We start from the raw sequence: 19404 nt of genomic DNA on the forward strand, positions 1-19404 counted from the left end.
GGGGGGGGGGGGGGGGGGGGGGGGGGGGGGGGGGGGGGGGGGGGGGGGGGGGGGCCGGCCCCGGGGGGGGGGGGGGCCCCCCCGCCCGCCCCGTTCCGTCCCCCGCCCGTTCCGTTCTGTCCCTCCGATCGGGTTGGATGGTCGGATGAGCGAGGAGAAGAGCGCCGTACCGGCGTGGGAGCAGCGGTTCAGGGCAGCACGGGTGTCACTCCCCGACTGGGCCGAGGACGCCCCCGACCGGGCGCTGTACGTGTCCAACGCGACCGGCACCTACGAGGTCTACGCCTGGGACCGGGTCACCGGCACCCACCGGCAGGTCACCGACCGCCCGAACGGCACCACCGACGCCGAGCTGTCCCCCGACGGTGCCTGGGTGTGGTGGTTCGACGACCACGACGGCGACGAGTTCGGCGTCTGGCGCCGCCAGCCCTTCGCAGGCATGCCCGCGGACCGCAGCGCCGGCACCCCCGACGAGGAGGCCGTGCCCGGCCTCGCCCCCTCCTACTCGGCCGGCCTGGCGCTCGGCCGCGACGGCACGGTGGTCGTCGGACGTTCCACCGACGAGGACGGCACCACCCTGCACCTGCGCCGCCCCGGAGCGGCCGAGGCCGTCGAGATCTACCGGCACGCGGAGTACGGCGGCGTCGGCGACCTCAGCTACGACGGCACGCTGCTCGCCATCGACCACACCGAGCACGGCGACGCGATGCACTCCGCGATCCGGATCGTCCGCCTCTCGGACGGCACGAGCGGCGCGAACGGCACGACGGGCGAACCCGTAGAGCCCACCGAGACCGTCGTAACCGTCGCCGAACTCGACGAGGTGACCGGCCGGGACGAGCCGCGCGGCGTCGCCTGCCTCGGCTTCGCCCCGGTCGACGGCGACACCCGGCTGCTGGTGGCCCACCAGCGCACCGGCCGCTGGGAGCCGATGATCTGGGACGTCGCCACCGGTGCCGAGACCGCGCTGCCGCTGCGTGACGAGCAGGGGCGCGAGCTGCCCGGCGACGTCTCCGCGCAGTGGTGCCCCGGCGCCGAGGTGCTGCTCGTGGAGCACGAGTACGAGGCGCGCAGCGAACTGTTCTCGTACACGCTGGCCGACGGTCGGCTGACCCGGCTGGACACCCCGCGCGGCACCGTCGGCGGCGCCACCGCCCGCCCGGACGGCACCGTCGAGTACCTGTGGTCCTCCGCCGCCGAGCCCTCCGCCGTCCGCTCCACCGCCGGGACGGTCGTGCTGCGGGCGCCCGGCGCGGTGCCGCCCGGCTCCATCCCGGTCGAGGACGTCTGGGTGGACGGGCCCGGCGGGCGGGTGCACGCCCTGGTGCAGCGCCCGGCCGGGGCGGGCGAGGGCCCCTTCCCGACCGTGTTCGAGATCCACGGCGGCCCCACCCACCACGACAGCGACTCCTTCGCCGCCGGCCCGGCCGCCTGGCTGGACCACGGCTTCGCGGTGGTCCGGGTCAACTACCGCGGCTCCACCGGCTACGGCCAGGCCTGGACCGACGCCCTGCACGAGCGGGTCGGCCTGATCGAGTTGGAGGACATCGCGGCCGTCCGGGAGTGGGCGGTCGCCGGCGGCCTCGCCGACCCGCGCCGGCTGGTGCTCACCGGCGGCAGCTGGGGCGGTTACCTGACCCTGCTGGGCATCGGCGTCCAGCCGGACAGCTGGACGCTGGGCGTCGCCGCCGTGCCCGTCGCGGACTACCACACCGCGTACGCCGACGAGATGGAGGCGCTCAAGTCGCTGGACCGCACCCTCTTCGGGGGCACCCCGGAGGAGGTCCCGGAGCGCTTCACCGCCTCCTCGCCGCTCAGCTACGTCGAGCAGGTGCGGGTGCCGGTCTACATCAGCGCCGGGGTCAACGACCCGCGCTGCCCGATCCGGCAGATCGAGAACTACGTCGGGCGGCTGGAGCAGCTGGGCAAGCCGCACGAGGTCTACCGGTACGACGCCGGGCACGGGTCGCTGGTGGTGGAGGAGCGGATCAAGCAGCTGCGGCTGGAGATCGACTTCGTCCGACGGCACCTCCCCGCAGCGTCGCAGGCCGGCGACGGGGAGACGGTGTGAGGCGTCTGCTGACGCTCGCGGGGGTCGCGGTGGCCGGAGCCCTGGTGCTCACCGGCTGCTCGGGCGGGCACGGCGCCGAGGCCGCCTGCCCGCCCCCGGTCGGCCCCACGCCGACCACGGCCGTGCCAACCGCACCGGCCGCCACCGCGACCCGCGCGAGCGCGCCGGGGCCGAACGCGGTGGGGCCGAACGCGGTGGGGCCGAACGCGGCAGGGCCGGGGCCCGCCGTCGCCCGGGCGGCGTACGCGCCTGCGGCGGGCGAGGACGCGGTCCGGCTCGCCAAGGGATCCAGCGGGTCGAAGGGCTCGTCCGGCTCGAAGGGCTCCGGGTCCAAGGGCTCCGGCTCCAAGGGAACGAAGACCGGGCGCACCGTGCACCACCACATCGACCGCTACGACTCGAACGACGACGTGAGCGGCGGCCACGGCCGGTGCCACGACGAGCCGGCGTTCACCGGGTCGCCGACGCCGGTGCCGTCCTCCCCGACGGCGCCCGGGAAGCCGACGACCGCACCGGTCGTCCCGGCCCTGCCGTCCGCTCCGCCCGCCCCCGGCAGGCCAACCCGCTGAGGCAGGCCGGCCGAGCAAGGGCCGGCCGGGCAAGGGCGGGCTGGGCAAGGGCGGGCCGGGCAGGGGCGGGCGCCGAACCGCGGAGGTCAGTCCAGGACCGGGTCCAGTCCAAGGGCCCGGTCCTGCTCCGCCTCCCCCTCGCGGCGCACCAGGCGGAACCACATGAAGATGACGAAGCCCCCGAAGACGAACCACTCCAGGGTGTAGCCGAGGTTCTGGAACGCCCGCAGGGTGAGCCCGTCGCCGCCCTGCGGCTGGACCGTCGGCACCGGGGTCAGCCCGGCCGGCACCGTGTCGGCGGCCACCCAGCCGTCGTACCAGCCGTCGTAAGCGAGCGCGTTGAGCAGCGCCGCCCGGTTGACCGTGCCGAGCTGACCGGCCGGCAGACCGCCCGCCACGGCGCCGTTGCTGCCACTGGACTCACCGGCCTGCAGCCGCCCGGTGACGGTCACCTGGCCGGGGGGCGGCGGCGCGGCCGCGGACGCGCCCTCGGCGGGCGCACCGGGCGCCCAGCCGCGGACCACGGCGGCGAACCGACCGTCGGCGGTGCGCAGCGGGGTGAGCACGTAGTAGCCCTGCTTGCCGTCGACCACCCGGTTCGGGACGAGGAGCTGATGCTCCGCGTCGTAGCTGCCGGTCAGGGTGACGGGCTTGCCGACGGTCTCGGTGGTCACCTGCGGGGTCGCCTGGTTGAGCAGGTCGTCGATCGGCCGCACATCACTCGAAACGGTGACGTTCTGCTTGGTCTCCTGGTGCGACGAGAACCGGTCCTCGAACCGGCCGAGCTGCCAGGAGCCCAGCCAGACGCACACCGCCACGGCCGCGACGGCCAGCGCGGTGCCGCCGAGCCAGCGCGGAGTCAGGAGGAACCGGTACACACCCCCACGGTAACCACTCCTCACACCCGTCCCGGCCGCAGGGGTCCGCCATCGGCCACGTCGGACCGGCTGGTCGCCCGTCCGACCCTGCCCACCCGACCCCGACGGCCCGCCGACCGCCCGCCCGGGCCGCCGCCGGACCGCCGCCGGGGCCGCGAAGCCCGTCAGCCCGCCGCGGGCACGTCCGACGGCTGCGGCGCCGGTGCGCCCACCGCCTGGACGCCACCGCGGTAGAGGGTGCCGGCGCAGGTCACGGGGAAGGTGGCGGTGGCAACGGCAGGGCTGCCGGGGGCGGGGGTGTGGGCGATGGTGGCGGTGGCCGGCGCGATGGTGGGGTTGCCGGTCGGGGTGGTGGTGGGGCTGGGCGCGTTGGTCGGCCCGGCGCTGGGGGACGAGCTGGCCTGGGGGTTGGTGCTGGGGGCCGCCGAGGCGTCCGAGGCCGCCGGGGCGGCATCGGTGGCGGCGGTGGGTGCCTGGGAGACCGCGAGGGCCTGGTTGGCGCCGCCCTGGCTGGTGGGCCCGGTGGTGGCGGTGCTGCCGCCGGAGGTGGGGCAGGTCCGGTCGGGGATCCAGTCGAACGGCACCTGGTAGCCGGCCTGCGGGGCGAGGACGGGGGGCTCCGCGTCCATCGCGGGCAGGTCGCCGGCCGGGTCGCCGGCGGCGTGGTCGGCGGTGCGCACGCGGCTGCGGTCGGTCCCGCTCACCGCCGTGACGGCGACGGCGCCCGGGCCGCCGAGCCGGCAGCTGTGGCCGGAGACGTTGTACACGGTGAACGAGCCGTGGATCCGGCCGTCGGCGCCGGCCGGGCCGACCTGTGCGCCGCCCTGGCCGAGGTCGGCCCGGGTGCAGAGCGGGGTGATCGGGCTGTCGCCGGTGCTGGCGGCGGGGGCGGGCGGGGCGGTGGTGCCGTCGGCGCGGGTGGTGCTGGCGCCGGGGCTGGGTGAGGCGGTGGGGGTGCCGGAGGGCGATGCGGTGTCGCCGGTGCCGCTGGGGCCGGGCCGCGGGGGTGTGCCGGTGCCGGGGGCGCCGCCGGTCCTGGTGCCGGTCGGGGCGGCGGGGGCCGGGCTGCTGGCGTCGGCCGAGCCGGGGCCGCCGGACAGGCCGAGGTGCTCCCCGTCGTGCAGGGCGGGCAGGGCCACGGCGACGGCGAGGGCGAGGGCGGCGGCGCCGGTCCAGGCTCCGCGCCGGGCGGCCCGTCGGCGGGGTACGGCGTACCGGATCCGCGGCAGGCCGCCGGGTTCGGGCTGGATGCCGGCGACGGCGCTGCGCATCAGGTCGCGGACGCTTCGTTCCTCGGCGGAGAGCCCGTCGCCCTCACCGTCCGAGGGCCACCGCCCGGCGCCGTCAGCCATGCCCGGCCGCCATCTGGGTGCGCAGGGCGGCGAGTCCGCGCGAGCCGTAGGCCTTCACCGATCCGAGCGAGATGCCGAGGGTCTCGGCGACCTGCGCCTCCGTCATGTCCACGAAGTAACGCAGCACCAGAACCTCCCGCTGACGGCGTTGCAGACCACGCAGCGCGGCCTTCAACTGGTCGCGCTCCAGCGCATCGTAAGCGCCTTCTTCTGCACTGGCCATGTCAGGCATGGGCTTGGGCAGCAGGCGCAGGCCGAGGATCCGTCGGCGCAGGGTCGAGCGGGACAGGTTGACGACGGTCTGCCGCAGGTAGGCCAGGGTCTTCTCGGGCTCGCGGACCCGGCGCCGGGCGGCGTGCACCCGGATGAACGCCTCCTGGACGACGTCCTCGCAGGTCGAGAGGTCGTCCAGGAGCAGCGCGGCGAGCCGCAGCAGGGAGCCGTAGTGTGCCTGGTAGGTCTCGGTGAGCAGGTCCTCGCTGGTACCCGCGTCGGTACCGGCACCGGAGCCCGCCGCACCGGGTGCGACCGCGGTCATCTGGTCGTCTTCCGGCCTACTCGCCGGCCACGGGGCGCGCGAGGGGAAGGCCACCACGGCTCTCGCCGGGATGCCCGCCCCTGCTCCCACCATCACGTTCGCCACGCCCGTTGGACACTCGATCCCCTGTCATGGTTGCCCAGCCCGGGGGCCATTCTTCCGCATCGGCGGAAGAGGCCTCCAGGGGATTCCATCGGGATTCCGGACAGATTGTGTCGAGGAGCGGACACGCCCTCCCCGGATCGGGGGCCGGGCGGGCCCGGGACCGGGCGGCTCCAGGCCTTCCCGGGGCATCTTCCGGGCCCTCGCCCGGGCCTCCTGCCAGGCCTCTTTCCCTACGCCTCGCCCGGGCCTCCTGCCAGGCCCCGCCCTACGCCTTCTCCTACGCCGCTTCCGGCGCGCCTTCCTGCGTCACCGTCAGCTCACCCGCCACCAGCTCCGCGATCTGCAGCAGGTTGAGCGCCGCACCCTTGCGCAGGTTGTCGCCGCAGAGGAAGAGGTCGAGCGCGGCCGGCTCGTCGAGGGCCCGGCGCACCCGCCCGACCCAGACCGGGTCCGTCCCGACCACGTCGTTCGGCGTGGGGAACTCGCCGGCCGCCGGGTCGTCGTACAACACGACCCCGGGGGCGTCGCGGAGGATCTGCTGCGCGTGCTCCTGGGTGACCTCGCGTTCGAAGAGCGCGTGCACGGCCAGCGCGTGGGTGCGGACGACCGGGATGCGGACGCAGGTCGCGGAGACCTTGAGAGCGGGCAGGCCGAGGATCTTGCGGGCCTCGGCGCGGATGCCGACCTCCTCGGAGGACCAGCCGCCGTCCACCAGGGAGCCGGTCCAGGGCACCGCGTTGAACGCGAGCGGGGCGGCGAACGGCCCGTGGTCGGCGATCACCGCGCGCAGGTCGCCGGCCTGCCGGCCGACCTCGGTGCCGGCCACCAGGGCGGTCTGCTCACGCAGCGCCGCCTCGCCGATCCGGCCCTCGCCGGAGGCGGCCTGGTAGGAGGCGACGACGAGTTGGGCGAGCCCGTACTCGGCGTGCAGGGCGCCGACGGCCGCGATCATCGCGAGGGTGGTGCTGGCGGGGCTGGCGACGATGCCGCGAGCGCGCAGCCGCAGCGCGGCCGCGTTGACCTCGGGGACGACCAGCGGCACGTCCTCGGCGGTACGGAAGGCGGCGGAGTCGTCGACCACCACGACGCCCTTGGCGGCCGCGATCGGCGCCCACTGGGCGGAGACCTCGTCGGGGACGGCGAACACGGCGACGTCGATCCCCTCGAAGGCCTCCTCGGCCAGCGGGACGACCTCGACCGGCACCCCGCGCACGACCGGCTTGCGGCCGGCCGAGCGCGGGGAGGCGACGAGTCGGATCTCGCCCCAGACGTCCTGGCGCAGGGAGAGCAGGCCGAGCAGCACCTCGCCGACCGCGCCGGTGGCGCCGACGACGGCGAGGTTCGGCCGCCGGGTCATCGCCCGGTGCCTCCGTAGACGACGGCCTCGTCCGTCTCGCTGTCCAGTCCGAAGGCGCTGTGCACGGCGCGGACGGCCTCCGGCACGTCCTCGGCGCGGGTGACGACCGAGATGCGGATCTCCGAGGTGGAGATCAGCTCGATGTTGACGCCCGCGGCGGACAGCGCCTCGAAGAAGGCCGCCGTGACGCCCGGGTTGGAGCGCATGCCCGCGCCGACCAGGGAGATCTTGCCGATCGCGTCGTCGTAGCGCAGCGACTCGTAGCCGATGCCCTCCTTGACCCGGCCGAGCGCGTCGATGGCCTTCTGGCCCTCCGCCTTGGGCAGGGTGAAGGAGATGTCGGTCAGCCCGGTCGACGCGGCGGAGACGTTCTGCACCACCATGTCGATGTTGACCTCGGCGTCCGCGATGGCGCGGAAGATGCGGGCCGCCTCGCCCGGCTTGTCGGGCACGCCGACGACCGTGACCTTGGCCTCGGACGTGTCGTGGGCGACTCCGGAGATGATGGCCTGCTCCATCTCGCCCCCTTCGGGCTTGTGCGGGTTCTCGTTGCTGACGATCGTCCCGGGAAGACCCGAGAAGGACGAGCGTACGTGAATCGGGATGTTGTAGCGCCGGGCGTACTCCACGCAGCGGTCGAGCAGCACCTTGGAGCCGGACGACGCCAGCTCCAGCATGTCCTCGTACGCGATCCAGTCGATCTTGCGGGCCTTCGCCACCACGCGCGGGTCGGCGGTGAACACGCCGTCCACGTCGGTGTAGATCTCGCAGACCTCGGCCTTGAGCGCGGCGGCGAGGGCGACGGCGGTGGTGTCCGAGCCGCCGCGACCCAGCGTGGTGATGTCCTTGCTGGTCTGTGACACGCCCTGGAAGCCGGCCACGATCGCGATGTTGCCCTCGTCCAGGGCGGTGCGGATGCGACCAGGCGTCACGTCGATGATGCGCGCCTTGTTGTGGACGGAGTCGGTGATGACGCCGGCCTGGCTGCCCGTGAAGGACTGCGCCTCGTGCCCCAGCGATTTGATCGCCATGGCCAGCAGCGCCATGGAAATGCGCTCTCCAGCGGTCAGCAGCATGTCGAACTCACGGCCGGCAGGAAGCGGTGACACCTGCTCCGCGAGTTCGATGAGCTCGTCCGTCGTGTCGCCCATTGCGGACACCACGACGACGACCTCATGGCCGGCCTTCTTGGCGTCAACGATTCGGCGGGCAACGCGCTTGATGCCTTCGGCATCCGCAACGGATGAGCCGCCGTACTTCTGCACGACAAGGCCCACGTGCGCTCCTCGACTTGTGTCGTCTTCCGGGGGCACCAGGCCCCCGCACCCCCGGGGAAAAGGGGCTGTGCGGTCGGCGCCAGTCTACCGAGCAGGGGTGCCTCAACCGGCGCTTTCCATATGATGAGACGCCCGTTTCAGCAGGTGGTCGGCGAAACGGGCGGCACCACCGGCAGGTCTGCGGGCAATTCGCCACCGCCCCGAAGAATCGGCGGATCAACGGACGGTGATCCGGCGGGATTTCTTTTCCGCGCGGAATGCTGAGGCATTCGTCACAATCGGCCGAGGACCGGTCGACAACCGATCGACAACCGGCCGGTGCCCGGCCGACGACCGCCGGGGGCGCACCGAAAACCGGCGCGCGCCGGGGCGACGTCCGGGCGTGCCGGAATCACGCGGACGTGCCGGAATCGCACAGGCGTGCCGGAACGGCACGGGCGCCGGAGGGCGGCGCTACCGCCCGAGGCCCAGCTCCGCCGCCATCAGGTCGCCGGCCTGCTGCTCCAGCTGCTCGTCGGTGAGCCCGTCGTCGTCGGTGTCGGCGCCGTCCGGCACCGCGCCGATCGGACTGTCCAGCCGGACGTGCGCGATCAGCGACTGCAGCGCCCGCAGCACCGCCGTGCAGGTCGTGCCCCAGTTGGAGAGGTACGAGAACTGCCACCACCACAGCGCCTCGCTGACCCGGCCCTCGCGGTAGTGGGTCAGCCCGTGCTGCAGCTCGCCGACCACGCCGGCCAGGTCGTCCGAGATCCGGAAGGCGTTCGGCTTCTCCGGCGGGCCGTACGGGTCGAAGACCTCGTGGTAGACGTCGATCGGCGCGAGCAGCTCGGCCAGCCGCTCGCGCAGCTGCTCGCCGTCCGGCTCCGGCCCGGCGTCCGGCTCGAAGCGGTCCTCCGGGACGACGTCCTCGATGGCGCCCAGCCGGCCACCGGCCAGCAGCAGCTGCGAGACCTCCAGGAGCAGCAGCGAGACCGCGCTGCCCGGCTCGTCGCCCTTGGCGACCTCGGTGACGGCGAGCACGAAGCTCTCCACCGAGTCGGCGATCTGCACGGCGAAGTCGTCCGGCTCCGAACCGTGCGCATGGGTGTGCGGGGTGTGGCTCTGCGACTCCCCGTGCGGCTGTCCGGGGGCCGGCTGGTGGGCCTGCCCGTGGGACGGCTGGTGGGGCGTGTGGGGCTGCTGGTCGAGCGTCCGGTCAGACATCGAGAAGTCGTCTCCCTTCGAAGGCGCGACCGAGGGTGACCTCGTCCGCGTACTCCAGATCCCCGCCGACGGGCAGGCCGCTCGCCAGCCGGGTCACCTTCAGGCCCATCGGCTTGCAGAGCCGGGCCAGATAGGTGGCGGTCGCCTCCCCCTCCAGGTTGGGGTCGGTGGCCAGGATCAGCTCGGTGACCGTGCCGTCCGCGAGGCGCGCCAGCAGCTCGCGGATCCGCAGGTCGTCCGGGCCGACGCCCTCGATGGGGCTGATCGCGCCGCCCAGCACGTGATAGCGGCCGCGGAACTCGCGGGTGCGCTCGATGGCGACGACGTCCTTGGACTCCTCGACCACGCAGATGACGCCGAGGTCGCGGCGCGGGTCCAGGCAGACCCGGCACTGCTCGGCCTCCGCGACGTTGCCGCAGACCGCGCAGAACCGGACCTTGTCCTTGACCTCCAGCAGCGCGTGCGCGAGGCGGCGCACGTCGGTCGGGTCGGACTGCAGGATGTGGAAGGCGATCCGCTGGGCGCTCTTGGGCCCGACGCCGGGCAGCCTGCCCAGTTCGTCGATCAGGTCCTGAACCACGCCCTCGTACAACGTCGCGCCTTCCCTCGGATGGTCGGTGGTGCTCCGGTGCCATCATCCAACGAATCGGGCGCCGGACACACCGCCCGACGCCCGACTCCCACATAAATCACATGGGTCCGTTGTCTGAACTTCAGAACTTCAGGACCTCAGACCTACCTGGTCGGAGCCCCCGTCCGGGAACTCCCCCAGGTCAGAACGGCAGACCGGGGATACCCCCGCCCAGGCCCTGGGTCAGCGGGCCCATGCGCTCGGCCTGCATCTTCTGCGCCGACTGGTTGGCGTCCCGCACGGCCGCCAGGACCAGGTCGGCCAGGGTCTCGGTGTCCTCCGGGTCAACGGCCGCCGGGGCGATGGTCAGCGCCACCAGCTCACCCGCACCGGTCACCGTGGCCTCGACCAGGCCACCGCCCGCCGAACCGCTCACCTTCGTCTCCGCCAGCTCCTGCTGCGCCTGCGCGAGATCCTGCTGCATCTTCTGCGCTTGCTTCAGCAACTGCTGCATGTTGGGCTGGCCACCACCGGGGAACACGGCTCACTCCTCGCTTCGTGCTTGCTGTCCTGCGTCGCCGTCCTGCCTGCGGTCACGTCCGCTTGCAGTCCCGCTCGCGTCGTCACGGCCGAGCCTACGTGCTGGCGGGGCGGGCCGTCGCTCAGTTGCCGCGGTGGTGGATCTCCTCCAGAACCGTCGCGCCCAGCTCCCGGATGATCAGCTCCTGACCGGAGAACGCCTCCTCGTTGAGGTCCGGGTCGTCCTCCTCCGGGATGTCGTCCTCCGGCGCCACCGCGCGCACCGGACGGGCCGGCGGCGCGGCCACCGGCGGCGGGGCCTGGACCGGCGCGGGCGCCGGGGCGGCCTGCACCTGCGGGGAGGGCTGCGACCGGACCGGCGCGGGCCCCGGAGCCGGAGCCGACACCGGCGGCGCGGCGGCCGCCGGACGGGCCGGTGCCCCCCAGCCACCACCGCTCGGGGCGACACCGCCCAGGCCACCGCCACCGACGGCCGTACCGCCGCCGAGGGAACCGCCCCCGGACGGGTCGACGATGCACTCGATCCGCCAGTCCACACCCAGCGCGTCGGTCAGCGCCTGGCGCAGCACGTCGTCGCTGTTGCTGCCGACGAAGCTGTCCCGGGCGCCCGCGTTGATGAAGGACACCTGGAGCACGCTGCCGTCGAACCCGGCCACCTGGCCGTTCTGGCTGAGCAGGATCCAGGTGAAGCGGCGGCGGTTCTTCACCGCCTCCAGAATCTGCGGCCACAGCTGCCGGACCTGCGCCGCGCCCTGCTGCGCGGCGGCCGACGCCGGCTCGGCGGGCTGCCCGGCCGGGGCGGGCGCGGGCGCCGCAGGAGTGGGGGCGGGGGCGGACACCGGGGCCGGGGTGGCCTCGACGGCCTCGGCGGCCTGGGCCGGCGGCTGCGGCGCGGGGGCCGCGGCCGGGGCCCCGCCCGCCGGCGGGAAGCTGCGCGGGATCGGCCAGGCACCCGGCGCGGGCCCGGCGGGCGCCGCGGGGGCTGCCGGTGCAGTCGGTGCAGTCGGTGCAGGGGCCGGCGCAGCGTGTACCGGCGCAGGCTGCACCACGGCAGCCTCCGCCACCGGCGCCGGCGCCGGAACGGGCGCGGCCATGGGCGCCGCCACCGGCACCCCCGCCCCCATCGGCATCGGCATCGGCATCGGCGCGGCGAACCCGCCGGCCGCCGCCCGGCGCTCCAGCTTGTCCAGCCGCGCCTGCAACGACAGCTCGTCGCTGTACGCGCCCGGCAGCATCACCCGGGCGCAGATCAGCTCCAGCTGCAGCCTCGGCGCCGCGTTGCCGCGCATCTCGGTCAGCCCGGTGTTGACGATGTCCGCCGCCCGGCTCAGCTCCGCCGAGCCGAACGCGTCCGCCTGCGCCTGCATGATCGCGACCCGGTCCGCAGGGGCGTCGATCAGCCCCTTCTCCCCCGCCTCCGGCACGGTGGCCAGGATCACCAGGTCGCGCAGCCGCTCCAGCAGGTCGGCGACGAAGCGGCGCGGGTCGTGCCCGCCCTCGATCACCCGGTCGATCACCTGGAACACCGTCGCCCCGTCGTGCGCGGCGAAGGCGTCCACCACCTCGTCCAGCAGCGCCGAGTCGGTGTACCCGAGCAGCGAGGTCGCCATCTGGTACGTCACGCCGCCCTCGGCGGCGCCGGCCAGCAGCTGGTCCATGACCGACATCGAGTCACGCACCGACCCGGCCCCGGCCCGGACCACCAGCGGGAACACCGAGTCCTCGACCTGGATGCCCTCCCGCCCGCAGACCTCCGCCAGGTAGTCGCGCAGCGTGCCCGGCGGGACCAGCCGGAACGGGTAGTGGTGCGTCCGGGACCGGATCGTCCCGATCACCTTCTCCGGCTCCGTGGTCGCGAAGATGAACTTGAGGTGCTCCGGAGGCTCCTCGACCACCTTGAGCAGCGCGTTGAACCCGGCCGAGGTCACCATGTGCGCCTCGTCCAGGATGAAGATCTTGTAGCGGCTGTGGACCGGCGCGAAGAACGCCCGCTCCCGCAGCTCGCGCGCGTCGTCCACACCACCGTGCGAGGCCGCGTCGATCTCGATCACGTCGATCGAGCCGGGCCCGCCGGTCGCGAGGTCGCGACAGGACTGGCACTCCCCGCAGGGCGTGGGGGTCGGCCCCTGTTCACAGTTCAGACAGCGGGCCAGGATGCGCGCACTCGTCGTCTTCCCGCAGCCGCGCGGCCCGCTGAACAGGTACGCGTGGTTGACCCTGTTGTTACGCAGGGCCTGCTGGAGCGGAGCGGTCACGTGCTCCTGCCCGATGACCTCCGCGAAGGTCTCGGGGCGGTAGCGGCGGTACAGGGCTAGGGACACACCCCCGACGATATCGGGACGCACCGACAAACGCGTCGCCCCTCGCCTCCCCACCGTCCCCCGGCGCCCCCGATGACCGCCCGGGAACGCAAAGACCCCCCGTGCACCCGCCAGAGCCCTCTTACCCTTGCTGCCTTCCGGCCCTGGGGGGGTTCAGAGAGATAACGCCACACGAGGGGCTGACACCCACACTACCGGATCCGAGCCCCGACGATCCACAGGCAACCCCACCCTCCCGCCTACGGGATCGCTGGTCGCGACCACCCCCGAACATGTACTAAGCTCTCCCACGGAGGATTCGCCTAGAGGCCTAGGGCGCACGCTTGGAAAGCGTGTTGGGGGCAACCCCTCACGAGTTCGAATCTCGTATCCTCCGCCGGCAGAAGGCCCGGACCGCACAGCGGCCCGGGCCTTCGTCGCTTCATGGCTGCAGTTGGCACATTTACCGGCTGTAGAACGCAGCAAACGTCAGTGATCGGTGTCCCAGCCACGTTCCGATGGCTCCTGTCCGGCGGAAGCTTCCGACTCTGCCGACAGCACGGAGACGTCGGTCACCTCGTGTCGCGACAACGCGCCCCAGGTCACGCGATTCATATCGTAGTAGTCGTCCACTGTGTTGAGCCTCTCAGTTCGGTCGGCGATCGGCATCTGATCGGCCTGCCCACCATGATCTCGGTGGCCTTGGTGCTCGGCCCGCTGCTCCTGGACGGTCTCGCCGGAGCCCGGGGAGGGAGTCGGCATCTGCGACTGTTCGCCCTGCGTCTCCTCAGCAGGCGACGCCTTGCCAGGCCATCGACCCGACAGGTGCTGCCGGATTCGCTCCGCGGCGACGACTCGGCCGGCGGCGTCGGTCGAGCGTGCGATTCGGTGCACGAGCACCTCGCGCTCGGCAGATCCCTCCTCCAGGCCAAGTTCCTCCAGCAGTTGGCGAATATGTTCGACAACGGCCTCGTCCGATTCCACCACCGGCGAAGCGCTGGGACCGAGCGGGATCGCCACTCCGGCGCGGTCCTCAGCCGGATGCTCCGGCGAGGCGGGGTCGCCCATGGGGACTGCCGGCCCGGGGGTCGAAGTGCCTGCCACGAGGCGCCGGAACGGCTCGGCGACCTCGGTGTTGTTGGCGGCGGCGGAAAGCTGGGCGAGCGGGCCAATCATGTCCACTGCCTTTTCGACCTCGTCTTCGTGGCGTGTCAGCCACCACACCACCGCACTACCTGGGCTCTTGAGCACCTCCTCGCCGAGGTAGGTCCGCCTGTTCCGCTCATAGTGCCGGTGCTGTTCCCAGGCATCCTCCGTCTTGTGGAGTCTTGCCAGCTTCTCAAGACGGTCGCGGTCAGCCGGGTACAGGGTCAGTGAAACGTCGGTCGCCAGCGAGGTGACACGCGCCGACGCGTCCGCGGCCTCCGCGCCCAGCGTGCCCGCCAACCGATAGCTGGCTGCGGCCGAGTGGTACGGATGTTCGTGGTTGGTGACGAACTGCGCCCGCTCCAGTACTGCGGACACGGCGAGGTTCGCCAAGTTGGCGTGTGCAAAGTCGTGAAGGCTGTGGGTCGCCCGCCAGCGCACGGTGGCGGAGAACACGAAGCTGTAGTCGGGTAGTGCACTCGGAAGCGCCAGACCCTCCACCCGGGTCTCTCGAAAGGGCGGTTCCGCAGGAGCGCTCGGACCGGCGTACAGCGGCTCCGGTGGTACCTCGACCACCTGGGGAGACGGGACAGGATGGCGCATCACCAACAGACCCAGGCCGGCTGCCACGGTCGTTGCGAGGAAGACGTCCAACCAGACCGGCCAGCCCGACAACCGACCAACCAGGACGAGTGCCGCCCCGCAGACGAGGACGAGCAGGATGGGCAGCGCCTTGCTCTTGAACTTCATCGGTGCTCCTTTTCTGAGGCACCAGGACGACCGTCAAGGGTCTCGATGCCCTGCTCGAAGTCGATCTTTTGCCAACACCGGTACGCGGTCGCCATACGGGAGGCCGCCTGCTCGGGCGGCACCTGAGCCCCGGCCTCGGCCCAGTCACGGGCGATCAGGTAGAAGTCGTTCAGAACGGACTGGCGGCCCCCGGCCGCCTGAAGCATGACGTCCAACGCGCACGCCCATTCATCGGCGTCTACTGCGGTGAGCCACTCGTGCGCGATCGGCGCCCAACGGTCTGCGGGTAGCACGAGCACCGCCTGCCATCCGGCGCGCAGGGTCCGCCACGGCGGCGGGAACGGAATCCCAGCGGGTTCCAGAAGTTCAAGCAGCAATGTGAAGTTGGGTTCCGGCGCGGTACGCAATCGGGCGAGCACCCGGTCGACCAACTGCTGGTAGAGGCGTCGGTTCGCCCTGACCAGTTCCAGAAGCTCCGCCCGAGCGGCGTCAATCTCTTCACCACCAGAACGGAGCGCAAGGTGGTGCAGCCGCACGACCGCCTGATCGGGGTGGGTTGGGGCAACGATGTGCCGACAGACACCTGTCAGCACGCGGACGAGATCGGGGCCGAGCCGCGGGCCGACCGCCCATTCGTAGATCTTCGAGCGGACCTTGGCGCCGTACCGCTCGTGGGTTAGTCCCTGTTCAAGGAGGGTCGCCGCCTCGGTGTTCAACCGTCTGGACCTGCCAGGACGTGTCCACAGTTCGGCCAGGGTGAAGAGGTCGCCAGGGCGTCCTGCAGCAAGTGACTGCTCGGCGAAGCGGACAACCAGGTTCGTCCGGTCATCACCCGTGAGTGCTGGCAGCGTGACGGCCCGGCCAACCCAGTTCCGAAGGTTCCCCCGTAGGTCTGGAAAGTTGGCCCAGAAGTGAGTCCGTACAGCACTGTCGTACGCGAGTCGCTCAAAACCGATCCGGCTATCGTGGTCACGCCGGATATGTAATGACGTCAGCTGTTCGCCAAGATCGGCTTGGGCCAACCGGTGCGTCTCGTCACCGCTGTGCCGGAGTTCGGCCAGTAGACCGAGCGCTCCGTGAAAGACAGCGTCGGAGGTGGCACCGTTCAGCATGGCGGCGGTGAGCAACAGGGCTCGATCCTGCGCGGTGCGATGGGTACTGACCTGCCTGGCCACCTCACCGGCCCAATTGGTAACCGCGGCAACCGCCTCGGCGCGCCAAGCGGAGAACTCGGAGCCGTAGTGGCCGCTGTCCCGCGCGCGACCGATCATCTCAGCGAGTCTGGCGAGCTCGCGCATCGGAGACTCATGCAGGAGTTCTTTCAGCTCTGGTCCGTCCAGCTCTTCCGGGTCGAACCCGATGCCGGCCACTCGGAGGTAGCGGCTGAGCACCGCCGGCCCGTACGGCCTCCCAACCCGTACGACGAGTGGCGCGAACTCGGCTTTCAGTAGGTAATCGAGACCAGCTGGCAGAACAACGACCAAACGAGCACCGCTGTGTTCGACCACCGCTCGGTAGGAGGTCAGGACGCGCTGAGCGCCCAGGTACCGGTCGTCGGGCGTTCCGGACAGGTCGAGAAGAAACCGGTCGTGCGGAGCGGCGTCCAGACCGCCTTCATCACGCTCCACCGACAGCTCCTCGAACCTCCCTGCTGGGAGGTCGAGTTGGTGAAGCAGCATGGTCGCCGCGGTCCGTCGACCACAACCTTCTGGGCCCTCCAGCAGGACCACGGAACCGGGGGCGGTCAGCCTCTCGACGGCGGTGCCGTAGTGGTCGGGCGGCACGAACCAACGGCTGAGCCGCAGCCGATACTGGTGGGCGATCACCAACGGATTCACGCCTGCCCGGATCAGACGATCGGAGGTGGCAGCGGTGTGCCAGAAGTTGTACTGCGGCCCACTTCCGCTGTGGAGTGGGCCCGCTGACTCGCTGACCCAAGTATTCTCCCCGCCGCTCACCTGGCTCCGTCCTCGGGGCGACGGCGGTTGTCGACGTCGGTGCGAAGGGTGCCGGAGTGCTTGCCAGCAATGTAGGTAACACCCATCCCGTCCCCGGAGAACCGCGGAGCTGTGTACTGATCTCCGCTGCCTGTGTGAACCGGTCCGCTCGACTCACTGACGAAGGTGCCGGAGAATCCTCCGGCGAGGTTGCCGATGCCGCCGCGTTGGCGGCTGCGGATCTCATGGGCTCGGATCTGGACGCCGTGGTACCGGGGGTCGTCATCCTCGGCCGACCGCCGCTGGTCGTCGCTGGCATTCTGGTGGTCGACAGCAGCCAGTTGCGGAACGAGATCGGCCAGGTCGTTCGCGATGCGGGTGAGGTCGGCATCGGCATCGCGCAAGTCCAGTCGCCGATACTGGTGATCAGCCAGCCCGGCCAACGCCGACGGTAGTTCCGCCCGTTGGAGCCTCGGCGCTCGGTCAACCAGGATAGGAACGATCAGGGCGCCGGACTCGAACGCCTCGATGATCTCCCTGCGAGTCCAGTCCTCGGGATTGTCGAGTGCCCGGCCCCCATCCGCGCTCCGCGCGTCCACCCAACGCGATCCGATGACGGGCAGCAGGACACTACTGCGGCGGACGGCGGTGATCAGGGCCTCCGGGAAACGCTGGCCTGCTTCGATCGACTTGCTGGCCCGGAAGACGCGCTCGCTGCCGAAGCGCCGGGAGAGCTCCCGCTCGATCAGGGTGGCGGTGCCTTCCTCATCGCCGGTGCGGTAGTTGATGAAAATGTCAGGCATGGCGGATTCCCCTCCAGAGGGTCGGTGTTTTCGAGTACAGCAATGGAGCAGTCACATCGGGCTCCCACACGAGGAGGTGCCACGCAGGAGGGAATCCGGTGAAGCGGGATTCCCTTGATCTCAGGCCGGCCCGCGGTATCAGGACCGGCTCTGATGCAGGGCGCTGGTCAGCGCAGGTTGGAGATTGCGGACAGATCGGTTAGTGCGAAAGCGCGCCAACTCCTTCGCAAGACGCCGGATGTCCGCGGTCACCGTGGCCGAACGCACAGCTACGGCCAAATCGAGCAGTTCGCCGGCAATTTCACAAGAGTGTTCGATCTCGCCGGCCGCGGCGTGTGCCAGTGCCCGCCGCAGTCCGTACCTGGCCCGGGTTCGTAGTGCCTGCGGCGAAATGCGCAGGCACTCCCGGTCGAAGACTTCGGCGGCCTCACGAGGTCGCCCAAGGTCGAACAGGCACCACCCAGTCACCATGGCGGCCGGATCGACCAGGTGACTGGTACCGATCACCGGTCCGGTGCCAGCCCGTGCCGAGGCAGAGTCGAGCAGCTGACGGGCTCGGTCCAGACTGCGCATGCAGGCCAGCTCGTCTCCGGCCAAGGCGTGTCCCTGTGCCTCGCGTTGAGCGGCCAACCCACGAATCCGCGGTGGCAGTCGACTCTCCTGCGCTCGGCTCGCGAGCGCGATGGTCTGTTCGGCATCGGCGTCGTAGAAGGTGACGAGTGCGCGCCGGACAAGGGCGTAGAAGGCAAGGTCACGGTCACCCCCCGCCTGAGCGAGCCCAACAGCCTTGGCGGTCCAGTCGAGGGCGGACGCGTTGTCACCGGCCTCCTGTGCCATCCAGCCCGTGTAGTCGGCAAAGTGGGCGGCAAGGACGAACAGTCGTGCACCGTCACGCGGACCGCTGCTGGCGGCGACCTTGGCAACGGTACGGGTTTGGGCTTCGAGCAGGTCGAGGAGAGCGGACGGCTCGGTGGCCTGGCCAAGCTGTCGCATCTGATCGAGTTGCGCCCGGAACGGCCCGACAAGTGACACGCCGTCCGGCGGGTCGATCCGTTCACCATCAACTGGACTGAACCCGATCAGCGACGCCGCTCCAGCTGCTAGCAAGCCACGACGTGCCATCAGCCGACCTGCCCCGGACATCCGTCCGAGACGGCTGGACGGGTGCGGGCCCACCAATGCCTGCAAGCGTCCAGCTGATCCGAACAATGCGTCGCACCGCCGGGCCAAGCCGACGGAGGGCCGCTTTTCGCCACGCTCGATTCGGCTGAGATGGCTCCTGCTGTAGTTCACCTCTTGGGCAAGACCCCCAAGGGTGAGACCGGCCTCGTCTCGCAGTCGGCGCAGTTCCCGACCGAAATCAAACGACATGATCATGCCAATCCTTCCCATGGCGATGCCTGAAACTGGGTGATCTGGGCGGGTGATCGGAGCAATCCCACTGCTCTGAGGGAGAGTTTGGCACGCACTCCGCCCGCAAAGGGGCGATCCGGACGAGTTGTCCGTTGCCTCTTTGCGGTGACTCCAGAGCAGCCGTCCGACGTTACGGCGCCATGCGTGGAGCCGGGGTTCGAGACCCCGCCGGCCCCAAGCCTCGTCCCGTCGCAGCCCTCACTACCGCGCCGCCGCGACTGGCAGGGCTGCCTCCTCTAACCAATTGAAGAACCTTCTGACAGAGCCCCAGATGGAGCGGTCAGAATTCGCGAACAGACGAGCCCGCGACGCACACGAAGGCCTACGCCCACCGACAAGACAGAGGCAGCTGGTCTCACTTCTGGTCTCGTTCGCCACCGTCCGGAGCCGTTCGAAGGAGGCTGGGGCAACCACACCGCTCCAGGTCAGTACTGGTGTGGACCCCGCTGAACGGAGCCGAGGAGAATTGGAAAGCGTGTTTGGGGCAACCCCTCGCGAGTTCGAATCTCGTATCCTCCGCCGGCAGAAGGCCCGGACCGCATCACGCGGTCCGGGTCTTCGTCGTTCCGGCCTCGGCGTCGGCGGCGCGCCCGG

At 71.5% G+C, this 19404-nt stretch carries 15 protein-coding genes, 1 tRNA gene and 1 other RNA gene; 3 read left to right on the forward strand and 14 right to left on the reverse strand.

All coding sequences use genetic code 11. The features are described 5' to 3' along the window. Positions 1–145: 145 nt before the first annotated feature. Together ABT015_RS03490 and ABT015_RS03495 are read left to right on the forward strand one after the other, a co-directional pair. Positions 146–2071, forward strand: a complete 1926-nt coding sequence (locus ABT015_RS03490; protein WP_350876350.1) for a S9 family peptidase — start codon at positions 146–148, stop codon at positions 2069–2071. After that, positions 2068–2640 (forward strand): hypothetical protein, encoded by a 573-nt coding sequence (locus ABT015_RS03495; protein WP_350876352.1) that lies wholly within the window; start codon positions 2068–2070, stop codon positions 2638–2640. Before ABT015_RS03490 ends, ABT015_RS03495 begins: the two co-directional genes overlap by 4 nt. An 86-nt stretch (positions 2641–2726) precedes the next feature. On the opposite strand, the gene ABT015_RS03500 is transcribed toward ABT015_RS03495, so the two are convergent. From ABT015_RS03500 to ffs, 10 genes are all read right to left on the reverse strand, one after another. Beyond that, on the reverse strand, positions 2727–3518 hold the full coding sequence (locus ABT015_RS03500) for an SURF1 family protein (protein ID WP_350876354.1): 792 nt from the start codon (positions 3516–3518) through the stop codon (positions 2727–2729). A gap of 164 nt (positions 3519–3682) precedes the next feature. Beyond that, positions 3683–4870 (reverse strand): hypothetical protein, encoded by a 1188-nt coding sequence (locus tag ABT015_RS03505; protein ID WP_350876356.1) that lies wholly within the window; start codon positions 4868–4870, stop codon positions 3683–3685. Beyond that, on the reverse strand, positions 4863–5501 hold the full coding sequence (locus tag ABT015_RS03510) for a SigE family RNA polymerase sigma factor (RefSeq protein WP_371518046.1): 639 nt from the start codon (positions 5499–5501) through the stop codon (positions 4863–4865). Before ABT015_RS03510 ends, ABT015_RS03505 begins: the two co-directional genes overlap by 8 nt. A 289-nt stretch (positions 5502–5790) precedes the next feature. Next, the gene (locus tag ABT015_RS03515; RefSeq protein WP_350876360.1) at positions 5791–6870 is read right to left on the reverse strand and encodes an aspartate-semialdehyde dehydrogenase; all 1080 of its coding nucleotides are present in this window, start codon (positions 6868–6870) and stop codon (positions 5791–5793) included. Next, entirely contained in the window at positions 6867–8147 is a 1281-nt protein-coding gene (locus ABT015_RS03520; RefSeq protein ID WP_063348651.1) for an aspartate kinase, read from the reverse strand. The genes ABT015_RS03515 and ABT015_RS03520 overlap by 4 nt, the downstream gene beginning before the upstream one ends. A 453-nt stretch (positions 8148–8600) precedes the next feature. Further along, on the reverse strand, positions 8601–9350 hold the full coding sequence (locus tag ABT015_RS03525) for a DUF5063 domain-containing protein (protein WP_350876363.1): 750 nt from the start codon (positions 9348–9350) through the stop codon (positions 8601–8603). Further along, on the reverse strand, positions 9343–9942 hold the full coding sequence (gene recR, locus ABT015_RS03530; protein ID WP_350876365.1) for a recombination mediator RecR: 600 nt from the start codon (positions 9940–9942) through the stop codon (positions 9343–9345). The genes ABT015_RS03525 and recR overlap by 8 nt, the downstream gene beginning before the upstream one ends. 181 nt (positions 9943–10123) lie before the next feature. Continuing rightward, complete coding sequence (locus ABT015_RS03535) at positions 10124–10462, reverse strand: YbaB/EbfC family nucleoid-associated protein (RefSeq protein WP_063348649.1); 339 nt, start codon at positions 10460–10462, stop codon at positions 10124–10126. A 121-nt stretch (positions 10463–10583) separates the two neighbouring features. After that, positions 10584–12782, reverse strand: coding sequence for a DNA polymerase III subunit gamma and tau (locus ABT015_RS03540; protein WP_350876368.1), 2199 nt, complete (start codon positions 12780–12782; stop codon positions 10584–10586). A gap of 87 nt (positions 12783–12869) precedes the next feature. Further along, an RNA gene (ffs, locus tag ABT015_RS03545) (signal recognition particle sRNA small type) lies at positions 12870–12966 on the reverse strand. A gap of 107 nt (positions 12967–13073) precedes the next feature. Between ffs and ABT015_RS03550 the strand changes: the two genes are divergently transcribed. Then, a tRNA-Ser gene (locus tag ABT015_RS03550) sits at positions 13074–13158 on the forward strand. A 92-nt stretch (positions 13159–13250) separates the two neighbouring features. On the opposite strand, the gene ABT015_RS03555 is transcribed toward ABT015_RS03550, so the two are convergent. From ABT015_RS03555 to ABT015_RS03570, 4 genes are all read right to left on the reverse strand, one after another. Then, on the reverse strand, positions 13251–14657 hold the full coding sequence (locus tag ABT015_RS03555) for a hypothetical protein (RefSeq protein WP_350876370.1): 1407 nt from the start codon (positions 14655–14657) through the stop codon (positions 13251–13253). Beyond that, positions 14654–16483, reverse strand: coding sequence for a hypothetical protein (locus ABT015_RS03560; RefSeq protein ID WP_350876372.1), 1830 nt, complete (start codon positions 16481–16483; stop codon positions 14654–14656). The genes ABT015_RS03555 and ABT015_RS03560 overlap by 4 nt, the downstream gene beginning before the upstream one ends. A gap of 128 nt (positions 16484–16611) precedes the next feature. Then, complete coding sequence (locus tag ABT015_RS03565) at positions 16612–17397, reverse strand: toll/interleukin-1 receptor domain-containing protein (RefSeq protein ID WP_350876374.1); 786 nt, start codon at positions 17395–17397, stop codon at positions 16612–16614. A gap of 138 nt (positions 17398–17535) precedes the next feature. Continuing rightward, on the reverse strand, positions 17536–18774 hold the full coding sequence (locus ABT015_RS03570; RefSeq protein WP_350876376.1) for a helix-turn-helix transcriptional regulator: 1239 nt from the start codon (positions 18772–18774) through the stop codon (positions 17536–17538). Positions 18775–19404: the final 630 nt, after the last annotated feature.

This window comes from Kitasatospora sp. NPDC094016 (assembly GCF_040304045.1).
Lineage (GTDB): Bacteria > Actinomycetota > Actinomycetes > Streptomycetales > Streptomycetaceae > Kitasatospora.

What these genes read in the sequence shown, in the direction of transcription:
- ABT015_RS03490 (WP_350876350.1), top strand. Translation starts at nt 146, where the DNA reads ATGAGCGAGGAGAAGAGCGCCGTACCGGCGTGGGAGCAGCGGTTCAGG.
- ABT015_RS03505 (WP_350876356.1), bottom strand. Translation starts at nt 4,870, where the DNA reads ATGGCTGACGGCGCCGGGCGGTGGCCCTCGGACGGTGAGGGCGACGGG.
- ABT015_RS03510 (WP_371518046.1), bottom strand. Translation starts at nt 5,501, where the DNA reads ATGGTGGGAGCAGGGGCGGGCATCCCGGCGAGAGCCGTGGTGGCCTTC.
- ABT015_RS03515 (WP_350876360.1), bottom strand. Translation starts at nt 6,870, where the DNA reads ATGACCCGGCGGCCGAACCTCGCCGTCGTCGGCGCCACCGGCGCGGTC.
- ABT015_RS03525 (WP_350876363.1), bottom strand. Translation starts at nt 9,350, where the DNA reads ATGTCTGACCGGACGCTCGACCAGCAGCCCCACACGCCCCACCAGCCG.
- ABT015_RS03555 (WP_350876370.1), bottom strand. Translation starts at nt 14,657, where the DNA reads ATGAAGTTCAAGAGCAAGGCGCTGCCCATCCTGCTCGTCCTCGTCTGC.
- ABT015_RS03565 (WP_350876374.1), bottom strand. Translation starts at nt 17,397, where the DNA reads ATGCCTGACATTTTCATCAACTACCGCACCGGCGATGAGGAAGGCACC.
- ABT015_RS03570 (WP_350876376.1), bottom strand. Translation starts at nt 18,774, where the DNA reads ATGATCATGTCGTTTGATTTCGGTCGGGAACTGCGCCGACTGCGAGAC.